Here is a 19104-nt window from a genome sequence, read left to right as displayed (position 1 = left end):
TCGCACGGGCGGGTTTCAGCGCCGCAACAAAGCGCAAGACACGCAGTATACCAGCAAAACTATTCATTGGCGGAATCTGTTAATAAAGCTCAAATTGTGATGACGATCACACATGTTAAAACCTATAATTAATTGCTACTAAAATATTAATTAATTGAAATGGTGTTTCTTTATGGCAATTAACAATACCGGCTCGCGACGCTTACTCGTGTCGCTAACCGCCCTTTTTGCAGCACTCTGCGGGCTATATCTTCTCATTGGCGGAGGCTGGTTGGTCGCGATTGGCGGCTCCTGGTACTACCCCATCGCTGGTCTGGTGATGCTTGGCGTCGCCTGGATGTTGTGGCGCAGTAAACGCGCAGCACTTTGGCTGTACGCCGCTCTGCTGCTCGGCACCATGATTTGGGGCGTCTGGGAGGTCGGTTTCGATTTCTGGGCACTCACTCCGCGCAGCGATATCCTGGTCTTCTTCGGTATCTGGCTGATCCTGCCGTTTGTCTGGCATCGCCTGGTCATTCCTGCCAGCGGCGCAGTTGCCGCACTGGTGGTCGCACTGTTGATTAGCGGTGGTATCCTCACCTGGGCCGGATTTCACGATCCGCAGGAAATCAACGGCACCTTAAGCGCTGATGCCACACCTGCCGAAGCTATCTCCCCCGTTGCCGATCAGGACTGGCCTGCCTATGGCCGCAATCAGGAAGGTCAACGCTATTCACCACTAAAGCAGATTAACGCCGATAACGTCCACAAGCTGAAAGAAGCCTGGGTGTTCCGCACAGGCGATGTGAAACAGCCGAACGATCCGGGCGAAATCACCAATGAAGTGACGCCGATAAAAGTAGGCGACACGCTTTACCTGTGTACCGCTCACCAGCGTCTGTTTGCGCTCGATGCCGCCAGCGGCAAAGAGAAATGGCATTACGATCCTGAGCTGAAAACCAACGAGTCTTTCCAGCATGTAACCTGCCGTGGCGTCTCTTACCATGAAGCCAAAGCAGAAACTGCTTCGCCGGAAGTGATGGCGGATTGCCCGCGTCGTATCATTCTTCCTGTGAATGATGGTCGCCTGATTGCAATTAACGCTGAAAACGGCAAGCTGTGCGAAACCTTCGCCAATAAAGGCGTGCTCAACCTGCAAAGCAACATGCCGGATACCAAACCGGGTCTGTATGAACCGACGTCGCCGCCGATTATCACCGATAAAACCATCGTGATGGCCGGTTCAGTCACCGATAACTTCTCAACCCGCGAAACGTCTGGCGTAATCCGTGGTTTTGATGTCAACACCGGTGAACTGCTGTGGGCTTTTGATCCGGGCGCGAAAGATCCGAACGCCATCCCATCAGACGAACACACCTTTACCTTTAACTCGCCAAACTCGTGGGCACCTGCGGCCTATGATGCGAAGCTGGATCTGGTGTATCTGCCGATGGGCGTGACCACGCCCGATATCTGGGGCGGTAACCGCACACCGGAACAGGAACGTTATGCCAGCTCGATTCTGGCACTGAATGCCACCACCGGGAAACTGGCGTGGAGTTACCAGACCGTTCACCACGACCTGTGGGATATGGATCTTCCGGCACAACCAACGCTGGCGGATATCACCGTTAACGGTGAAAAAGTGCCGGTCATTTACGCTCCTGCAAAAACTGGCAACATTTTTGTACTCGATCGTCGTAATGGCGAACTGGTCGTTCCGGCTCCGGAAAAACCGGTTCCACAAGGCGCAGCGAAAGGCGATTACGTTACTCCTACCCAACCGTTCTCTGAACTCAGCTTCCGTCCGACGAAAGATTTGAGCGGTGCGGATATGTGGGGTGCCACCATGTTTGACCAACTGGTGTGCCGCGTGATGTTCCACCAAATGCGCTATGAAGGCATTTTCACCCCACCATCAGAACAGGGTACTCTGGTCTTCCCGGGTAACCTGGGAATGTTCGAATGGGGCGGGATTTCCGTTGATCCGAATCGTGAAGTGGCAATTGCCAACCCAATGGCGCTACCGTTTGTGTCGAAACTGATCCCGCGTGGCCCGGGTAACCCGATGGAACAGCCAAAAGATGCCAAAGGCACAGGTACGGAATCCGGCATTCAGCCGCAATATGGCGTGCCGTATGGCGTAACGCTCAACCCGTTCCTTTCGCCGTTTGGTCTGCCGTGTAAACAGCCTGCCTGGGGATACATCTCGGCGCTGGATCTGAAAACCAATGAAGTGGTATGGAAGAAACGTATTGGTACGCCGCAGGACAGTATGCCGTTCCCGATGCCCGTTCCGGTGCCGTTCAATATGGGGATGCCAATGCTCGGCGGGCCAATCTCCACTGCGGGCAACGTGTTGTTTATTGCCGCTACGGCAGATAACTACCTGCGCGCTTACAACATGAGCAACGGTGAAAAACTGTGGCAGGGCCGTTTACCAGCAGGTGGTCAGGCAACGCCGATGACCTATGAAGTGAATGGTAAGCAATATGTGGTGATCTCCGCAGGCGGTCACGGTTCATTTGGTACGAAGATGGGCGACTATATTGTGGCTTATGCGTTACCGGATGATGTGAAGTAACCATAATGCCCGGAGAGATCCGGGCATATTCCCGAAGACGCTGTTTTTACACCGTAAACCCTAACATCATCCCCGTATCTTCATGCTCCAGCAGATGGCAGTGCGCCATATAAGCATGTTCTTTCGGTGCATCGTGATTAAACTTCACCAGCACCTCACTGACATTACCTTCCACCTTCACAGTATCTTTCCAGCCCGCGCGATGCACCGCTGGTGGTTGGCCATTTTCCGACAAGATACGGAACTGGGTGCCGTGAATATGGAACGGATGCAACATCATGTCGCCAACGCCAGAGATAACCCAACGTTCGAACTTCCCTTTCGCCGCCGCAAACATCGGCTTGTTCATATCGAAGGCCTGACCGTTGATTTTATTAGCATGGTGAAAATCGAACTTCCCGCCGTGGTTCATATGATTCATATTGCCGTGGCCCATGTGGCCCATGTGGCCCATGTGGCCCATCATCTGGCTGTGGTTCATTCCGCTCATTGCCTGATCGCCATATTTCTCCATTAACATCTGCATCCCCATCATATCGAGCATCGGATCCATAGAGAGTTGCAGTTTGCGTATCGTTAATCCGTCCAGCGAAGGTAACGCTGGCAGGCTACTCAAGGTATCCGGCAAAGCACCAGAGGCACTAATGGCAATCGGCTGAATACGCATTACCGGGTGCGGCTTGTCAAACGGTGCAATCGCCATTCCCATCTGGCTGACAGGCAGTGTCACCAGATCAAACGGTTTGTTGTCGTTAACCTCCACCAGCACTTCAAAACGCTCGCCCATCAGCACCGGAAGTTCACTCACCTTCACCGGTTCAGGCAACAGGCCACCATCGCTGGCGATCACATACAGCGGGCGATTGTCACTGGTGGCAAAATTGAGCGAGCGGGCGTTACAGCCATTGAGCAAACGCAGCCGCAACCAGCCACGCGGCGCGGCATGTTGCGGGTAAATAGCGCCGTTGGTCAGCAACGTATCGCCAAACCAGCCCACGGCGGCGGTCATCACATCGAGTTGATAATCAATCTGCCCGTCGGCGTTAAATTTTTTATCCTGAACAATCACCGGGACATCATCGATCCCCCACTGTTTTGGCAGCATTAATTTCAGGATCTCATCGTCCTCAATCACCACCAGCCCAGCCAGCCCCATCGCCACCTGACGCCCGGTTTTTCCATGTTGATGCGGGTGGAACCAGCAGGTAGCGGCAGGCTGATCGACATTCAGCGTCACTGTGCGTTTACCGCCAGGCGGAATAATTCCCTGCGGGCCGCCGTCCACTTCCCCCGGCACTTCCAGACCGTGCCAGTGCAACGTCGTCTCTTCCGTCAGTTGGTTATAGATATCAACCGTCACGGCTTTTCCACGCTGTAACTTCACCGCAGGCCCCAATAAATTGCCGTTATAGCCCCAGGTGGTCGCCGTTTTTCCAGCAAAGGTGGACTGGCCTGTGCCAATGGTCAACTGAATGCGATTACGGGCATCGGTAGCGAGCAAATCAGGGATCGGTAATGTTGGGCGTTCAGCAGCAAAAACCGCGCGGCTCCATAGTGGTAAAGCAGAAGCCACGCCCAACGCGACGGAATATTTTAAGAAATCACGACGTTGCATAGATATTTCCTTATTCTCAAGCAGGCGAAACAAAATCAAACGTTGAGCATAGTCCTTCCCCTTACGGGAAGGTCAAGCCACAGACACAACTTAATCCACAATAATGGTCGTCGCCTCGCTCGCAGTGTGCTAACGTTTATCTTCTTTAAGCCCCTGGTAGAAGCAATGAAGACGTTTTTCAGAACAGTATTATTCGGCAGCCTGATGGCTGTATGCGCAAACAGTTACGCGCTCAGCGAGTCTGAAGCCGAAGATATGGCCGATTTAACGGCAGTTTTTGTTTTTCTGAAGAACGATTGCGGTTACCAGAACTTGCCTAACGGGCAGATTCGTCGCGCACTGGTCTTTTTTGCCCAGCAAAACCAGTGGGATCTCAGCAACTACGACAACTTCGACATGAAAGCCCTCGGTGAAGATAGCTACCGCGATCTGAGCGGTATCGGCATTCCCGTCGCTAAAAAGTGTAAAGCCCTGGCCCGCGATTCCTTAAGCCTGCTTGCCTACGTAAAATAATTCCTGATACCTTTTTGTAGAAACATTGACCGTGCATCCGCGGTCAATGTTAGCTATTATGTTGCGCCCTTTTTTTACGGGTGTTAACAAAGGAGGTATCAACCCATGGCCGAAAAAAAACTGTGGCATGAAACGCTACACGACCAGTTTGGGCAGTACTTTGCTGTAGATAACGTTCTGTATCATGAAAAGACCGATCACCAGGATCTGATCATTTTTGAGAACGCCGCATTTGGTCGCGTAATGGCGCTGGATGGCGTAGTACAGACCACCGAGCGCGACGAATTTATCTATCATGAGATGATGACCCACGTTCCGCTGCTGGCTCACGGTCACGCTAAACACGTGTTAATCATTGGCGGCGGCGACGGCGCGATGTTACGTGAAGTAAGCCGACATAAAAACGTTGAGTCAATCACGATGGTGGAAATCGACGCGGGCGTAGTGTCTTTCTGCCGTCAGTATCTGCCTAACCATAACGCCGGTAGCTACGACGATCCCCGTTTTAAACTGGTGATCGACGATGGCGTCAATTTCGTGAATCAAACCAGCCAGACCTTTGATGTCATCATCTCCGACTGCACCGATCCCATCGGTCCCGGCGAAAGCCTGTTCACCTCAGCATTTTATGAAGGCTGCAAACGCTGCCTGAATCCTGGCGGTATTTTTGTCGCGCAAAACGGCGTCTGCTTTTTACAGCAGGAAGAAGCCATCGACAGCCATCGCAAACTCAGCCATTACTTCAGCGATGTTGGCTTTTATCAGGCGGCAATCCCGACCTATTACGGCGGCATCATGACCTTTGCATGGGCGACAGATAACGACGCCTTACGCCATCTCTCTACCGAAATTATTCAGGCACGTTTTCTCGCCTCTGGCCTGAAATGCCGTTATTACAACCCGGCAATCCACACGGCAGCGTTTGCCTTACCCCAGTATCTGCAAGACGCACTGGCTTCACAGGCGTCCTAAGGAGAAGATAAGAAATTGAAAAAACTGAAACTGCATGGCTTTAATAATCTGACCAAAAGTCTGAGTTTTTGTATTTACGATATCTGCTACGCCAAAACCGCCGAAGAGCGCGACGGTTATATCGCTTATATCGATGAACTCTATAATGCCAACCGTCTGACCGAAATCCTGTCAGAAACTTGTTCCATTATCGGGGCCAATATTCTTAACATCGCCCGCCAGGATTACGAACCACAAGGTGCCAGCGTCACTATTCTGGTGAGCGAAGAACCTGTCGACCCGAAACTTATCGACAAAACGGAACACCCCGGTCCGCTGCCAGAAGCCGTGGTTGCGCATCTCGATAAAAGTCATATTTGCGTACATACCTACCCGGAAAGCCATCCTGAAGGCGGTTTATGTACTTTCCGCGCCGACATAGAAGTCTCTACCTGCGGCGTGATTTCCCCGCTGAAGGCGTTGAATTACCTGATCCACCAGCTTGAATCCGATATCGTGACCATTGATTATCGCGTGCGCGGTTTTACCCGCGATATTAACGGTATGAAGCACTTTATCGACCATGAGATTAATTCGATTCAGAACTTTATGTCTGAAGATATAAAGGCGCTGTATGACATGGTGGATGTAAACGTCTATCAGGAAAATATCTTCCATACCAAGATGTTGCTTAAAGAGTTCGACCTTAAGCACTACATGTTCCACACCAAACCGGAAGATTTAACCGACAGCGAGCGCAAAGAGATTACCGCTGCGCTATGGAAAGAAATGCGCGAAATTTATTACGGGCGTAATATGCCTGCCGTTTAACGGCTCTGGCGGAGCACGAAGGCTCCGCCAGATTTACCTACTTCTGCTGTACGAAATTGCGGTACGCCGCCACCACCTGAAGAAAATCCTCAACGCCGCACAGCGACAGGCTTTCTTCGTCGTAGTAGTTCATCCCTTCTTCCATTTCGTCACCCGCAAATTCCAGTTGATTGGCGCGGATCATCACCTCCTCGCCATCCATCCACAGGGTGTATTCGTGCCCTGCCCGCTGCCAGGAACGTTCGCTACCTTTTAATGTGCGCGCGGCTTGTTCCACTTCATCAAGCAAGGCCAGGTTTTCTTTCACCTCTTCATTAAACCAGTGCCCGACCACTTCATGCCCCATGGACATGCGCACCTTTACCACTCCGGTAATATCGCGCAGAAATTCGTAATCCATAGTGTGTTCCTCTGCTCCCGGCAATGCGCCGAAATCGCATTGCGCCATTGATGTAATTATCGCAGCCTTACCAGAGAAAAACAGCGGAACGACGATGGTTTAGAGATAAAAATAGTGAAAAAAGCGTTCCAACCACCATGGCCAGAATTTTTGTCATTTTCGACAGACATCTTCTTACCAGGGAAGAAGACAATCCAGTGCTACTCTGCGCACAAAACATAGATTAATAAAGAGGGTGAATTGTTTTATAATCAAAAATCCACCAGTCATCCGTAATCTTGCCATTATCATAAAGTTGAAGATCGCTACTTCCCTCTGCGTCGGTGGTTGTTATCACATCAGCATTTCGCTTCCAGTGTGATATAGGAGATTCAGTGCTCATGGTTAAAAGGTTTTCTTTCATCGGCTCACACTGTGCGCATCCCCTGACATTACCGTCCTCATAAAAACCCACTAATCCACCATTTGCGACAAACAAATATTGTAATTTTGCTGTCGCGGCAAAAGCGTTGCCGCATAGTAGAAAAAAGATAATTATAATAAACGCTTTTTTCATTCACTTTATCTCCATTAAGTGAAAAACTTCACCCTGTAATAACCAGCAGAAAACCAAATAAGATAAACACTATCATTAAGGAAAAGAGTGCGGGTTCTGAGAATTAACGTTATTGAGTTGCCCGTCAGATATTCCGGCAAAAAAAAGCCACTCCCCAAAAGAAGTGGCTCAGATTGCTGACAAAGTGCGCTTTGTTCTTGCCGGATGCGGCGTAAACGCCTTATCCGGCCTACAAAATAGTGCAAATTCAATAAATTGCAGAAACGTTGTAGGCCTGATAAGCGCAGCGCATCAGGCAATGTTGCGTTTATCATCAGTCTTAGCCACTTTCCAAAAGAAGTGGCTTTTCACAACAGGCTACTACCTTAAACCGCAGTCTGGAAAATCACCCCATCCGCTTTTTCGGTGTACTGAGAAAGCTGGTTGAAGTTCAGATAACGGTAAGTATCAACGGCTGTTTTATCTACCTGCGCAACGTAGGTCTGGTACTCTTCCGGCGTTGGCAGTTTGCCAAGAAGCGCTGCAACGGCTGCCAGTTCCGCAGAAGCCAGGAAGACGTTCGCGCCAGTACCCAGACGGTTCGGGAAGTTACGGGTAGAGGTGGAAACCACCGTCGCGCCGTCCGCCACACGCGCCTGGTTACCCATGCACAGTGAACAGCCCGGGATCTCGATACGCGCGCCGCTCTTACCGAAGACGCTGTAGTAGCCTTCTTCTGTCAGTTGCGCGGCGTCCATCCGGGTTGGCGGTGCTACCCACAGTCGGGTCGGCAACTGGCCTTTATGCGCATCCAGCAGTTTACCTGCTGCACGGAAGTGACCGATGTTGGTCATGCAAGAACCGATAAACACTTCGTCGATCTTCTCGCCCTGAACCGCTGACAGCGGACGTGCGTCGTCCGGATCGTTCGGTGCACAGAGGATTGGCTCTTTGATATCTGCCAGATCGATGTCGATCACTGCCGCGTATTCGGCATCAGCATCGGCTTCCAGCAGCTCAGGATCCGCCAACCATTTTTCCATGCCCTGAATACGACGTTCCAGGGTACGACGATCGCCGTAACCTTCCGCGATCATCCACTTCAGCAGGACAATGTTGGAGTTCAGGTATTCGATGATCGGCTCTTTGTTCAGCTTGATGGTACAGCCCGCAGCGGAACGTTCAGCGGAAGCATCGGTCAACTCAAATGCCTGCTCAACTTTCAGATCCGGCAGGCCTTCAATTTCCAGAATGCGACCAGAGAAGATGTTTTTCTTACCTTTCTTCTCAACGGTCAGCAGACCTTGCTTGATTGCGTACAGCGGGATCGCGTGTACCAGATCGCGCAGGGTGATGCCCGGCTGCATTTTGCCTTTGAAGCGCACCAGAACGGATTCCGGCATATCCAGCGGCATGACGCCAGTCGCCGCAGCAAACGCGACCAGACCAGAACCTGCCGGGAAGGAGATACCGATCGGGAAACGGGTATGGGAGTCACCACCGGTGCCCACGGTATCCGGCAGCAGCATACGGTTCAACCAGGAGTGGATTACGCCATCACCTGGGCGCAGCGACACACCGCCACGGTTCATAATGAAGTCAGGCAGCGTATGGTGCGTGTTAACGTCAACCGGCTTCGGATACGCCGCTGTATGACAGAAAGACTGCATCACCAGGTCAGCCGAGAAGCCCAGGCACGCCAGGTCTTTCAGTTCATCACGGGTCATTGGGCCGGTAGTGTCCTGAGAGCCGACAGACGTCATTTTCGGTTCGCAGTAAGCGCCCGGACGAATGCCTTTCACGCCACAGGCGCGCCCCACCATTTTCTGTGCCAGCGAGAAGCCACGATCGCTTTCAGCGACATCTTTCGCCTGACGGAACACATCGCTCTGCGGCAGACCGAGCGCTTCACGCGCTTTGGTGGTCAGACCGCGACCGATAATCAGCGGAATACGACCGCCCGCCCGCACTTCATCAATCAGTACGTCGGTTTTTAGTTCAAAGGTCGCCAGCAGTTCACCGGTTTCGTGGTTACGCACTTCACCTTTGTACGGGTAAACGTCAATCACGTCGCCCATATTCAGGTTGGAAACGTCCACTTCAATTGGCAGTGCACCGGCATCTTCCATCGTGTTAAAGAAGATTGGCGCAATTTTGCCGCCGAGACACAGACCGCCACCGCGTTTGTTCGGCACATGTGGAATATCGTCGCCCATAAACCACAGTACAGAGTTAGTGGCGGATTTACGCGAAGACCCCGTACCCACAACGTCACCCACATAAGCCAGCGGGAAACCTTTCTGTTGCAGGGCTTCGATCTGCTTGATCGGGCCAACAACACCGGGTTGATCTGGCTCGATCCCTTCGCGGGCGTTTTTCAGCATCGCCAGCGCGTGCAGCGGGATATCCGGGCGTGACCACGCATCCGGTGCCGGAGAGAGGTCATCAGTGTTGGTTTCGCCGGTGACCTTAAAGACGGTAACGGTCAGTTTTTCAGCCAGTGCCGGGCGATTCAGGAACCATTCAGCATCCGCCCAGGACTGCATAACCTGCTTCGCGTATTTGTTACCTGCTTTGGCTTTCTCTTCTACGTCATAGAAGTTATCGAACATCAGCAGCGTGTGGGACAGTGCTTTAGCAGCGATCGGTGCCAGTTTGGCATCGTCCAGCGCGTCGATCAGCGGATGAATGTTGTAACCACCCTGCATGGTGCCCAGCAGTTCAATGGCTTTTTCCGGAGTCAGCAGCGGAGATTTGGCTTCACCTTTTGCGACGGCGGCCAGGAAGCCTGCTTTTACATAGGCTGCTTCATCGACGCCAGGGGGAACACGGTTGGTTAACAGATCTAACAGGAATTCTTCTTCGCCCGCGGGCGGGTTTTTCAGCAGCTCTACGAGCGCGGCCATTTGGTTTGCATCCAGGGGTTTGGGCGCAATCCCCTCAGCGGCACGCTCAGCTACGTGCTTACGGTATTCTTCTAGCACGACGGTTCTCCTCGCTCTCATTGTCATAGTGCGGCAGGCGATTCTCTTCACGCTCCTGTGAGACAGCAGTTTGTAGGGTAAATGCCCAGTACCGCAACGGGCAGAATAGCAGGATTTTGACGATGTGTTAATCTGTTTACAAAAAAGCAACATAAAAAAGTGGCTGAATCGTTAAGGATAGTCTAGAGATTGTTTCCCTCCGAAAAACCTGTTAATTCGCATTGTGATAATCACTCTTCTCAACAAATCCCAACATTAGTCAAAATTTAAACTACCGCCTCTTTATACTCGTGCCTACAGCACCTGCGGGTGGCAGTTCGTCGACCATTGCGATTTCCTTGAGATCAGGACTATGAAAATTACTTTGCCGTTTAAACCCCATGTGCTGGCGCTAATTTGCAGCGCCGGGCTATGTGCCGCTTCCGGTACGTTGTATGTGAAAAGTCGCACGGTGGAAGCCCCCGTAGTAGCGCAATCAACACAACAGCCTGCGCCTGACGTCGCTGCGGTTACGCTTCCTGCAACAGTTTCCATGCCCCCGGTAACGCCTGCCGTCGTCAAATCTGCCTTCAGTACTGCGCAAATCGATCAATGGCTCGCACCTGTCGCGCTGTACCCCGATGCACTGCTTTCGCAAATGCTGATGGCATCGACCTATCCGGCAAATGTCGCCCAGGCCGTGCAGTGGTCGCACGATAACCCGCTCAAACAAGGCGATGCGGCTATTCAGGCAGTATCCGGTCAGCCGTGGGATGCCAGCGTCAAATCACTGGTGGCTTTTCCGCAATTGATGGCGTTGATGGGTGAAAACCCGCAGTGGGTACAAAATCTTGGCGATGCGTTTCTGGCGCAGCCGCAGGATGTGATGGACTCGGTACAACGTTTGCGGCAACTGGCGCAACAAACCGGGTCACTGAAGTCATCAACTGAACAGAAAGTTATTACGACCACGAAGCAAGCCGTACCGCTAAAACAGACTGTCACGGCTCCTGTCACACAATACAATACCGTTTCAACATCCAGCCCCGTCGTCGCAGAACCTGCGCCGACCGTAATAACCATTGAGCCAGCCAATCCGGATGTAGTTTATATTCCCAACTACAACCCAACCGTGGTTTACGGGAACTGGGCCAATACCGCGTATCCGCCGGTTTACCTGCCGCCACCAGCCGGAGAACCGTTTGTTGACAGCTTCGTGCGCGGATTCGGCTACAGCATGGGCGTTGCCACCACATACGCGTTATTCAGCAGCATCGACTGGGATGACGACGATCATGACCACCATCACCACGACAACGATGATTATCATCACCACGACGGTGGTCATCGTGACGGCAACGGCTGGCAACACAACGGCGACAACATCAACATCGACGTCAACAATTTCAACCGTATCACCGGTGAGCATCTTACGGATAAGAATATGGCATGGCGGCACAATCCGAATTACCGCGATGGTGTGCCTTATCATGATCAGGATATGACTAAGCGATTTCATCAAACCGATGTCAAAAGCGGTATGAGCGCCACACAACTACCCGCACCGTCGCGCGACAACCAGCGCCAGGCGGCTGCAAGTCAGTTTCAGCAACGAACACATGCTGCACCAGTCACTACGCGCGACACCCAACGTCAGGCTGCGGCACAGCGGTTTAATGAGGCGGAACACGATGGGAGTTATGACGACTTCCGCGAGTTCAGCCGTCACCAGCTACTGACCCGGCAGCAAAAGGACACCGCTCGCCAGCGTTATCAATCGGCCTCTCCTGAGCAGCGCCAGGCAGTCCGCGAGAAAATGCAAACCAGCCCGCAGAATCAGCAGCGAAGAGAGACGGCACGTCAGCATATTCAGTCCACTACTCCCGAACAGCGCCAGGTATTTAAAGAAAAAGTACAGCAGCGCCCGCAGAACCAACAACAGCGTGATAACGCCCGCCAGCGTATTCAATCGGCATCACCAGAACAGCGGCAGGTCGCACGCGCGAGAATTCAGAAGAGTCACCCGCAGCGTTTAAACGACAATAACCGTCCGGCCAGACTGAATAACGAACAACGGTCAGCGGTACGCGAACGGTTGTCTGAGCGTGGAGCAAGGAGACTGGAAAGGTAAATTGCAGGCATAAAAAAAGCGGCGCTGTTAGCCGCTTAAGACTGATGACAAACATCGAATTGCCCGATGCGCAAGCTTATCGGGCCTACACGGAACCTGCAATATATTGAATTTGCATGATTTTGTAGGCCGAATAAGGCGTTTACGCCGCATCCGGCGTAAACAACCAGCACTTTGCCAACAATCTGAAGCGTCAGAATAGCCGCTTCTTAATTTACCGGATGCCCCGGCACAAGAAAAATTACTTCTTCTTCGCTTTCGGGTTCGGCAGGTCGGTAATGCTACCTTCGAACACTTCTGCCGCCAGGCCCACAGACTCGTGCAGAGTCGGGTGCGCGTGGATGGTCAGCGCGATGTCTTCAGCGTCGCAACCCATTTCGATTGCCAGACCGATTTCACCCAACAGCTCGCCGCCGTTAGTACCGACAATCGCACCACCGATCACACGATGAGACTCTTTGTCGAAAATCAGCTTGGTCATACCGTCCGCGCAGTCAGAAGCGATCGCACGACCAGAAGCAGCCCACGGGAAGGTGGCAGTTTCGTAGCTGATGCCTTTCTCTTTCGCTTCTTTCTCGGTCAAACCCACCCATGCAACTTCTGGTTCGGTATAGGCAATAGACGGAATAACTTTCGGATCGAAGTAGTGTTTTTTACCGGCGATAACTTCAGCGGCAACGTGACCTTCGTGAACACCTTTGTGTGCCAGCATCGGCTGACCGACGATATCACCGATAGCAAAGATGTGTGGTACGTTGGTACGCAGTTGTTTGTCAACGCGGATGAAGCCACGGTCGTCCACTTCCACGCCTGCTTTGCCTGCGTCGAGGTTTTTACCGTTCGGCACACGACCAATAGCCACCAGCACGGCGTCGTAACGCTGTGGTTCAGCCGGTGCTTTTTTGCCTTCCATCGTCACGTAGATACCGTCTTCTTTTGCTTCAACGGCAGTGACTTTGGTTTCCAGCATCAGGTTGAATTTCTTGCTGATACGCTTGGTGAAGACTTTAACGATGTCTTTATCTGCTGCCGGGATAACCTGGTCGAACATTTCAACCACGTCAATCTGTGAACCCAGCGCGTGGTATACCGTCCCCATTTCCAGACCGATGATACCGCCACCCATAACCAGCAGGCGTTCTGGCACTTCTTTCAATTCCAGAGCGTCAGTGGAGTCCCAGATACGCGGATCTTCATGCGGAATAAACGGCAGTTGGATCGGGCGAGAACCCGCCGCGATGATCGCATTGTCGAAGTTGATCACAGTCTTACCGTTCTCACCTTCAACTTCCAGGGTGTTCGCCCCGGTGAATTTACCCAGACCGTTGACCACTTTCACTTTACGGCCTTTCGCCATACCAGCCAGACCGCCGGTCAGTTGAGTGATAACTTTCTCTTTCCAGGTACGAATCTTGTCGATATCGGTTTTCGGCTCACCGAAAACGATACCGTGTTCAGCCAGTGCTTTGGCTTCTTCGATAACTTTTGCTACGTGCAGCAGTGCTTTAGAAGGGATACAGCCGACGTTCAGGCAAACACCGCCGAGGGTGTTGTAGCGTTCTACGATTACGGTTTCCAGACCTAAATCAGCGCAGCGGAAGGCAGCGGAGTAACCTGCGGGGCCTGCCCCAAGTACCACGACCTGAGTTTTGATTTCAGTACTCATCATGACCTCTATATATTTATCTCCGGCGGGTCTGACGTTTTTTTTATGACGCCCATTATCCACCGGGTCGTTCTATCCGTCGGTATTTTACAAAATTGTTAACAATTTTTAAACAACAAACGGCAACCGATTTGTCTATTACCTGATAACCTCAATATATTCATAAGATTACCAGAAAAAAGCCGGCCGTTGGGCCGGCTCTTTTATTTACATCACCAGACGGCGAATGTCAGACAGCGTGTTGTTAATGATGGTAATGAAACGCGCACCATCAGCACCGTCGATCACGCGGTGGTCAAAGGAGAGAGAAATCGGCAGCATCAGACGCGGCACGAACTCTTTACCATTCCACACAGGTTCCATCGCGGACTTGGAAACGCCGAGGATAGCCACTTCCGGTGCGTTCACAATCGGCGCGAAGTGGGTAGTACCCAGGCCGCCGATACTGGAGATGGTGAAGCAACCACCCTGCATTTCGCCCGCAGTCAGCTTACCGTCACGCGCTTTCTTGGAAATGGTCATCAGCTCGCGAGACAGCTCGATGATGCCTTTCTTGTTGACGTCTTTGAATACCGGAACAACCAGGCCGTTCGGAGTATCCACCGCCACACCGATGTTGATGTATTTCTTCAGGGTCAGACGCTGACCGTCTTCCGACAGCGAACTGTTGAAGCGAGGCATCTGCTCAAGTGCCGCAGCAACGGCTTTCATGATGAAGACAACCGGGGTGATCTTCACATCCAGCTTACGTTTCGCAGCTTCTTCGTTCTGCTGTTTACGGAACGCTTCCAGCTCGGTGATATCGGTCTTGTCGAAGTGGGTAACGTGCGGGATCATCACCCAGTTACGGCTCAGGTTAGCACCAGAGATTTTCTGAATGCGACCCAGTTCCACTTCTTCGATTTCACCAAACTTGCTGAAGTCCACCTTCGGCCACGGCAACATGCCTGGGATACCGCCGCCAGTCGCTGCCGGAGCCGCTTCTGCACGTTTGATGGCTTCTTTCACATAAGCCTGAACGTCTTCGCGCAGGATACGACCTTTACGGCCTGTGCCCTTCACTTTCGCCAGGTTAACGCCGAACTCGCGAGCCAGACGGCGGATCAGCGGAGTCGCGTGAACATAAGCGTCGTTTTCAGCAAATTCAGATTTGCCTTCCGCTTTTGCAGCCGGTGCTGCTGCCGGAGCTTCAGCTTTTGCAGCCGGAGCCGGAGCAGCCGCTTCCTGTTTCGCCGGAGCTGCCGCAGGCGCTGCGCCTTCAACTTCGAAGATCATAATCAGCGAGCCAGTTTTCACTTTGTCGCCAACATTCACTTTCAGTTCTTTCACCACGCCCGCGAACGGAGCCGGAACTTCCATAGAAGCTTTGTCGCCTTCTACGGTGATCAGTGACTGCTCAGCGGTAACTTTGTCGCCCACTTTCACCATCACTTCGGTCACTTCAACTTCGTCACCGCCGATATCCGGAACGTTAACTTCTTTCACGCCAGTCGCTGCCGCAGGTGCCGGAGCCGCTTCCTGTTTTGCCGCCGGAGCCGGAGCTGCCGCGCTGGCTGCCCCCGCAACTTCGAAGACCATAATCAGTGAGCCGGTAGACACTTTGTCGCCAACGTTCACTTTGATCTCTTTCACGATGCCCGCAAACGGAGCCGGAACTTCCATAGAAGCCTTGTCGCCTTCTACGGTGATCAGCGACTGTTCAGCTTCAACTTTGTCGCCCACTTTCACCAGGATTTCGGTCACTTCAACTTCGTCGCTGCCGATATCCGGAACGTTAACGTCTTTTGCCGCCGCAGCCGCTGGTGCTGCTGCCGGAGCTGCTTCTTTCTTCTCTTCTGCCTGAGCAGGTGCAGCGTCTGCTGCACCGTCGGCGGAATCGAAAATCATAATCAGTGCGCCGGTCTGGGTTTTATCGCCAACAGAGACTTTGATCTCTTTAACGATACCCGCCTGCGGAGACGGAACTTCCATAGAGGCTTTATCGCCTTCTACGGTGATCAGCGACTGTTCGGCTTCAACTTTGTCGCCCACTTTGACCAGGATCTCGGTGATTTCAACTTCATCAGCCCCGATGTCCGGTACTTTGATTTCGATAGCCATTATTCTTTTACCTCTTACGCCAGACGCGGGTTAACTTTATCTGCATCGATGTTGAATTTGGCGATTGCGTCAGCAACCACTTTCTTATCGATTTCGCCACGTTTAGCCAGTTCGCCCAGCGCCGCAACCACGACATAAGAAGCATCAACTTCAAAGTGGTGACGCAGGTTCTCACGGCTGTCGGAACGACCGAAGCCATCAGTACCCAGTACGCGGTAGTCGTCAGCCGGTACGTAAGTACGGACCTGCTCAGCGAACAGTTTCATATAGTCGGTAGATGCCACTGCCGGAGCGTCGTTCATCACCTGAGCGATGTACGGAACGCGCGGAGTTTCCAGCGGATGCAGCATGTTCCAGCGTTCACAATCCTGACCATCACGCGCCAGTTCGGTGAAGGAGGTCACGCTATAAACGTCAGAACCTACGCCGTAATCTTTCGCCAGGATCTGTGCTGCTTCACGGACGTGGCGCAGGATAGAACCGGAGCCCAGCAGTTGAACTTTACCTTTGCTACCTTCAATGGTTTCGAGTTTGTAGATACCTTTACGGATACCTTCCTCAGCACCTTCCGGCATTGCCGGCATGTGGTAGTTTTCGTTCAGCGTGGTGATGTAGTAGTAAACGTTCTCTTGTTTTTCACCGTACATACGCTCCAGACCATCATGCATGATGACAGCAACTTCGTAAGCGTAAGCCGGGTCGTAAGAGATACAGTTCGGGATAGTCAGCGACTGAATGTGGCTGTGACCATCTTCGTGCTGCAGACCTTCGCCGTTCAGGGTGGTACGACCGGAAGTACCGCCGATCAGGAAGCCACGCGCCTGCTGGTCGCCAGCCGCCCAGCACAGATCGCCAATACGCTGGAATCCGAACATCGAGTAATAGATGTAGAACGGAATCATCGGCAGATTGTTGGTGCTGTAAGAGGTCGCCGCAGCCAGCCAGGAACAACCTGCGCCCAGCTCGTTGATCCCTTCCTGCAGAATCTGACCTTTCTCGTCTTCTTTATAGTACGCAACCTGCTCGCGATCCTGCGGGGTGTACTGCTGACCGTTCGGGCTATAGATACCAATCTGACGGAACAGACCTTCCATACCGAAAGTACGCGCTTCGTCAGCGATGATCGGCACAAGTCGGTCTTTGATCGACTTGTTCTTCAGCATCACGTTCAGGGCACGAACAAAAGCGATAGTGGTGGAGATCTCTTTGCTCTGTTCTTCCAGCAGCGCACCGAAGTCTTGCAGGCTCGGCAGCTCCAGCTTCTCGGTAAAGTTCGGCTGGCGGCTTGGCAGATAACCGTGCAGTTTCTGACGCTGAGCGTGCAGATAGGTATGCTCTTCAGAACCTTCCGGGAAGGTGATGTACGGCAGTTTTTCGATATCTGCATCAGACACCGGCACATTGAAACGGTCGCGGATATGGCGCACGCCGTCCATGTTCATTTTCTTAACCTGGTGCGCAATGTTTTTACCTTCAGCCGCATCGCCCATGCCGTAACCTTTAATGGTATGAGCAAGGATTACTGTCGCTTTGCCTTTGGTTTCCTGCGCTTTCTTGAATGCAGCGTAGATTTTCTTCGGATCGTGACCGCCACGGTTCAATGCCCAGATCTGCTCGTCAGTCCAGTCTGCAACCAGTGCTGCGGTTTCCGGATATTTACCGAAGAAGTGTTCACGAACGTACGCACCATCTTTCGATTTGAAGGTCTGGTAGTCGCCGTCAACGGTTTCGTTCATCAGTTGGATCAGTTTACCGCTGGTATCTTTACGCAGCAGCTCATCCCAACGGCTACCCCACATCACTTTGATCACGTTCCAGCCAGCACCTTCGAAGATGCCTTCCAGTTCGTTGATGATCTTGCCGTTACCGGTGACCGGGCCGTCAAGACGCTGCAGGTTACAGTTGATAACGAAGACCAGGTTATCCAGTTTTTCACGGGTAGCGATGGTGATCGCACCTTTGGATTCTGGTTCGTCCATCTCGCCGTCACCAAGGAATGCGTAAACGGTCTGTTTAGAGGTATCTTTCAGGCCACGGTGTTCCAGATATTTCAGGAACTTCGCCTGGTAGATAGCACCGATTGGCCCCAGCCCCATAGATACGGTCGGGAACTGCCAGAATTCCGGCATCAGTTTCGGGTGCGGGTAGGAAGAGAGGCCATTACCGTGGACTTCCTGACGGAAATTATCCAGTTGCTCCTGAGTCAGACGACCTTCCAGGAAAGCTCGTGCGTAAACGCCCGGGGAGATGTGCCCCTGGAAGTAAACCAGGTCGCCGCCATCCTGCTCGTTGCGTGCACGGAAGAAGTGGTTAAAACACACATCATAAATGGTTGCGGAAGACTGGAAAGACGCCATGTGGCCGCCCAGTTCCAGATCTTTTTTGGATGCACGCAGAACCGTCATGATGGCGTTCCAGCGGATAGCTGAACGAATACGGCGTTCCAGTTCCAGATTACCCGGATACTCCGGCTGTTCTTCAACGGGGATGGTGTTGATGTAGTTGCTGACGCCGGTGCCTGCGGCTACGTTGACTCCGCCTTTGCGGGCTTCAGCAAGCAGTTGGTCGATCAGATACTGAGCACGCTCAACACCTTCTTCACGGATGACCGATTCGATCGCCTGGAGCCAGTCGCGAGTTTCGATCGGATCCACGTCATTTGGGAAACGTTCTGACATGGGTTATTCCTTATCTATCTAATAACGTTGAGTTTTCTGGAACCTGTCCCATTGAACTCTCGCTGGAAAGCTCAATAAGACAGGTTCTACGTTTAGTTGCTGCGCTTTTATATGCGCTTGATTTACAACATCTTCTGGCTAATTTTCACCAGAAAAAT

General features: G+C 52.3%; 12 protein-coding genes. 5 read left to right on the top strand and 7 right to left on the bottom strand.

The features are described 5' to 3' along the window. Nucleotides 1–172 precede the first annotated feature (172 nt). Nucleotides 173–2563, top strand: a complete 2391-nt coding sequence (gene gcd / locus A1WG_RS08650; protein ID WP_001517753.1) for a quinoprotein glucose dehydrogenase — start codon at nt 173–175, stop codon at nt 2561–2563. A gap of 46 nt (nt 2564–2609) precedes the next feature. Here gcd and cueO read toward each other — a convergent pair whose 3' ends face one another. Then, nucleotides 2610–4178, bottom strand: a complete 1569-nt coding sequence (gene cueO / locus A1WG_RS08655) for a multicopper oxidase CueO (protein ID WP_001517752.1) — start codon at nt 4176–4178, stop codon at nt 2610–2612. Between the two features lie 165 nt (nt 4179–4343). Here cueO and A1WG_RS08660 point away from each other — a divergent pair, with 165 nt between their 5' ends. From A1WG_RS08660 to speD, 3 genes are all read left to right on the top strand, one after another. Continuing rightward, on the top strand, nt 4344–4691 hold the full coding sequence (locus tag A1WG_RS08660; protein ID WP_000846616.1) for a YacC family pilotin-like protein: 348 nt from the start codon (nt 4344–4346) through the stop codon (nt 4689–4691). Nucleotides 4692–4796: 105 nt separating this feature from the next. Then, nucleotides 4797–5663: a polyamine aminopropyltransferase gene (gene speE / locus A1WG_RS08665; protein WP_000818362.1), complete on the top strand. Its 867-nt coding sequence runs from the start codon at nt 4797–4799 to the stop codon at nt 5661–5663. A 15-nt stretch (nt 5664–5678) separates the two neighbouring features. Beyond that, nucleotides 5679–6473 (top strand): adenosylmethionine decarboxylase, encoded by a 795-nt coding sequence (speD, locus tag A1WG_RS08670; RefSeq protein ID WP_000734282.1) that lies wholly within the window; start codon nt 5679–5681, stop codon nt 6471–6473. A 37-nt stretch (nt 6474–6510) separates the two neighbouring features. On the opposite strand, the gene yacL is transcribed toward speD, so the two are convergent. From yacL to acnB, 3 genes are all read right to left on the bottom strand, one after another. Further along, nucleotides 6511–6873: a protein YacL gene (gene yacL / locus A1WG_RS08675; RefSeq protein WP_001517750.1), complete on the bottom strand. Its 363-nt coding sequence runs from the start codon at nt 6871–6873 to the stop codon at nt 6511–6513. A gap of 223 nt (nt 6874–7096) precedes the next feature. Then, complete coding sequence (locus tag A1WG_RS08680; protein ID WP_000708862.1) at nt 7097–7429, bottom strand: hypothetical protein; 333 nt, start codon at nt 7427–7429, stop codon at nt 7097–7099. A gap of 365 nt (nt 7430–7794) precedes the next feature. Continuing rightward, on the bottom strand, nt 7795–10392 hold the full coding sequence (acnB, locus tag A1WG_RS08685) for a bifunctional aconitate hydratase 2/2-methylisocitrate dehydratase (protein ID WP_001517749.1): 2598 nt from the start codon (nt 10390–10392) through the stop codon (nt 7795–7797). Between the two features lie 352 nt (nt 10393–10744). Here acnB and A1WG_RS08690 point away from each other — a divergent pair, with 352 nt between their 5' ends. Next, nucleotides 10745–12502, top strand: a complete 1758-nt coding sequence (locus A1WG_RS08690) for a DUF3300 domain-containing protein (RefSeq protein WP_001517748.1) — start codon at nt 10745–10747, stop codon at nt 12500–12502. Nucleotides 12503–12743: 241 nt separating this feature from the next. Here A1WG_RS08690 and lpdA read toward each other — a convergent pair whose 3' ends face one another. The 3 genes from lpdA to aceE all read right to left on the bottom strand — a co-directional run bounded on the left by lpdA (nt 12744) and on the right by aceE (nt 18946). Then, the gene (gene lpdA / locus A1WG_RS08695) at nt 12744–14168 is read right to left on the bottom strand and encodes a dihydrolipoyl dehydrogenase (RefSeq protein WP_000102487.1); all 1425 of its coding nucleotides are present in this window, start codon (nt 14166–14168) and stop codon (nt 12744–12746) included. 207 nt (nt 14169–14375) lie between these two features. Then, on the bottom strand, nt 14376–16268 hold the full coding sequence (gene aceF / locus A1WG_RS08700; RefSeq protein WP_000963495.1) for a pyruvate dehydrogenase complex dihydrolipoyllysine-residue acetyltransferase: 1893 nt from the start codon (nt 16266–16268) through the stop codon (nt 14376–14378). A 14-nt stretch (nt 16269–16282) separates the two neighbouring features. Beyond that, nucleotides 16283–18946, bottom strand: coding sequence for a pyruvate dehydrogenase (acetyl-transferring), homodimeric type (aceE, locus tag A1WG_RS08705; protein ID WP_000003835.1), 2664 nt, complete (start codon nt 18944–18946; stop codon nt 16283–16285). Between the last annotated feature and the right edge of the window lie 158 nt (nt 18947–19104).

The organism is Escherichia sp. KTE96, from assembly GCF_000408525.1.
In the GTDB taxonomy this organism is placed as follows: Bacteria; Pseudomonadota; Gammaproteobacteria; order Enterobacterales; family Enterobacteriaceae; genus Escherichia; species Escherichia marmotae.
This window is presented reverse-complemented; position numbering and strand designations above follow the sequence as displayed.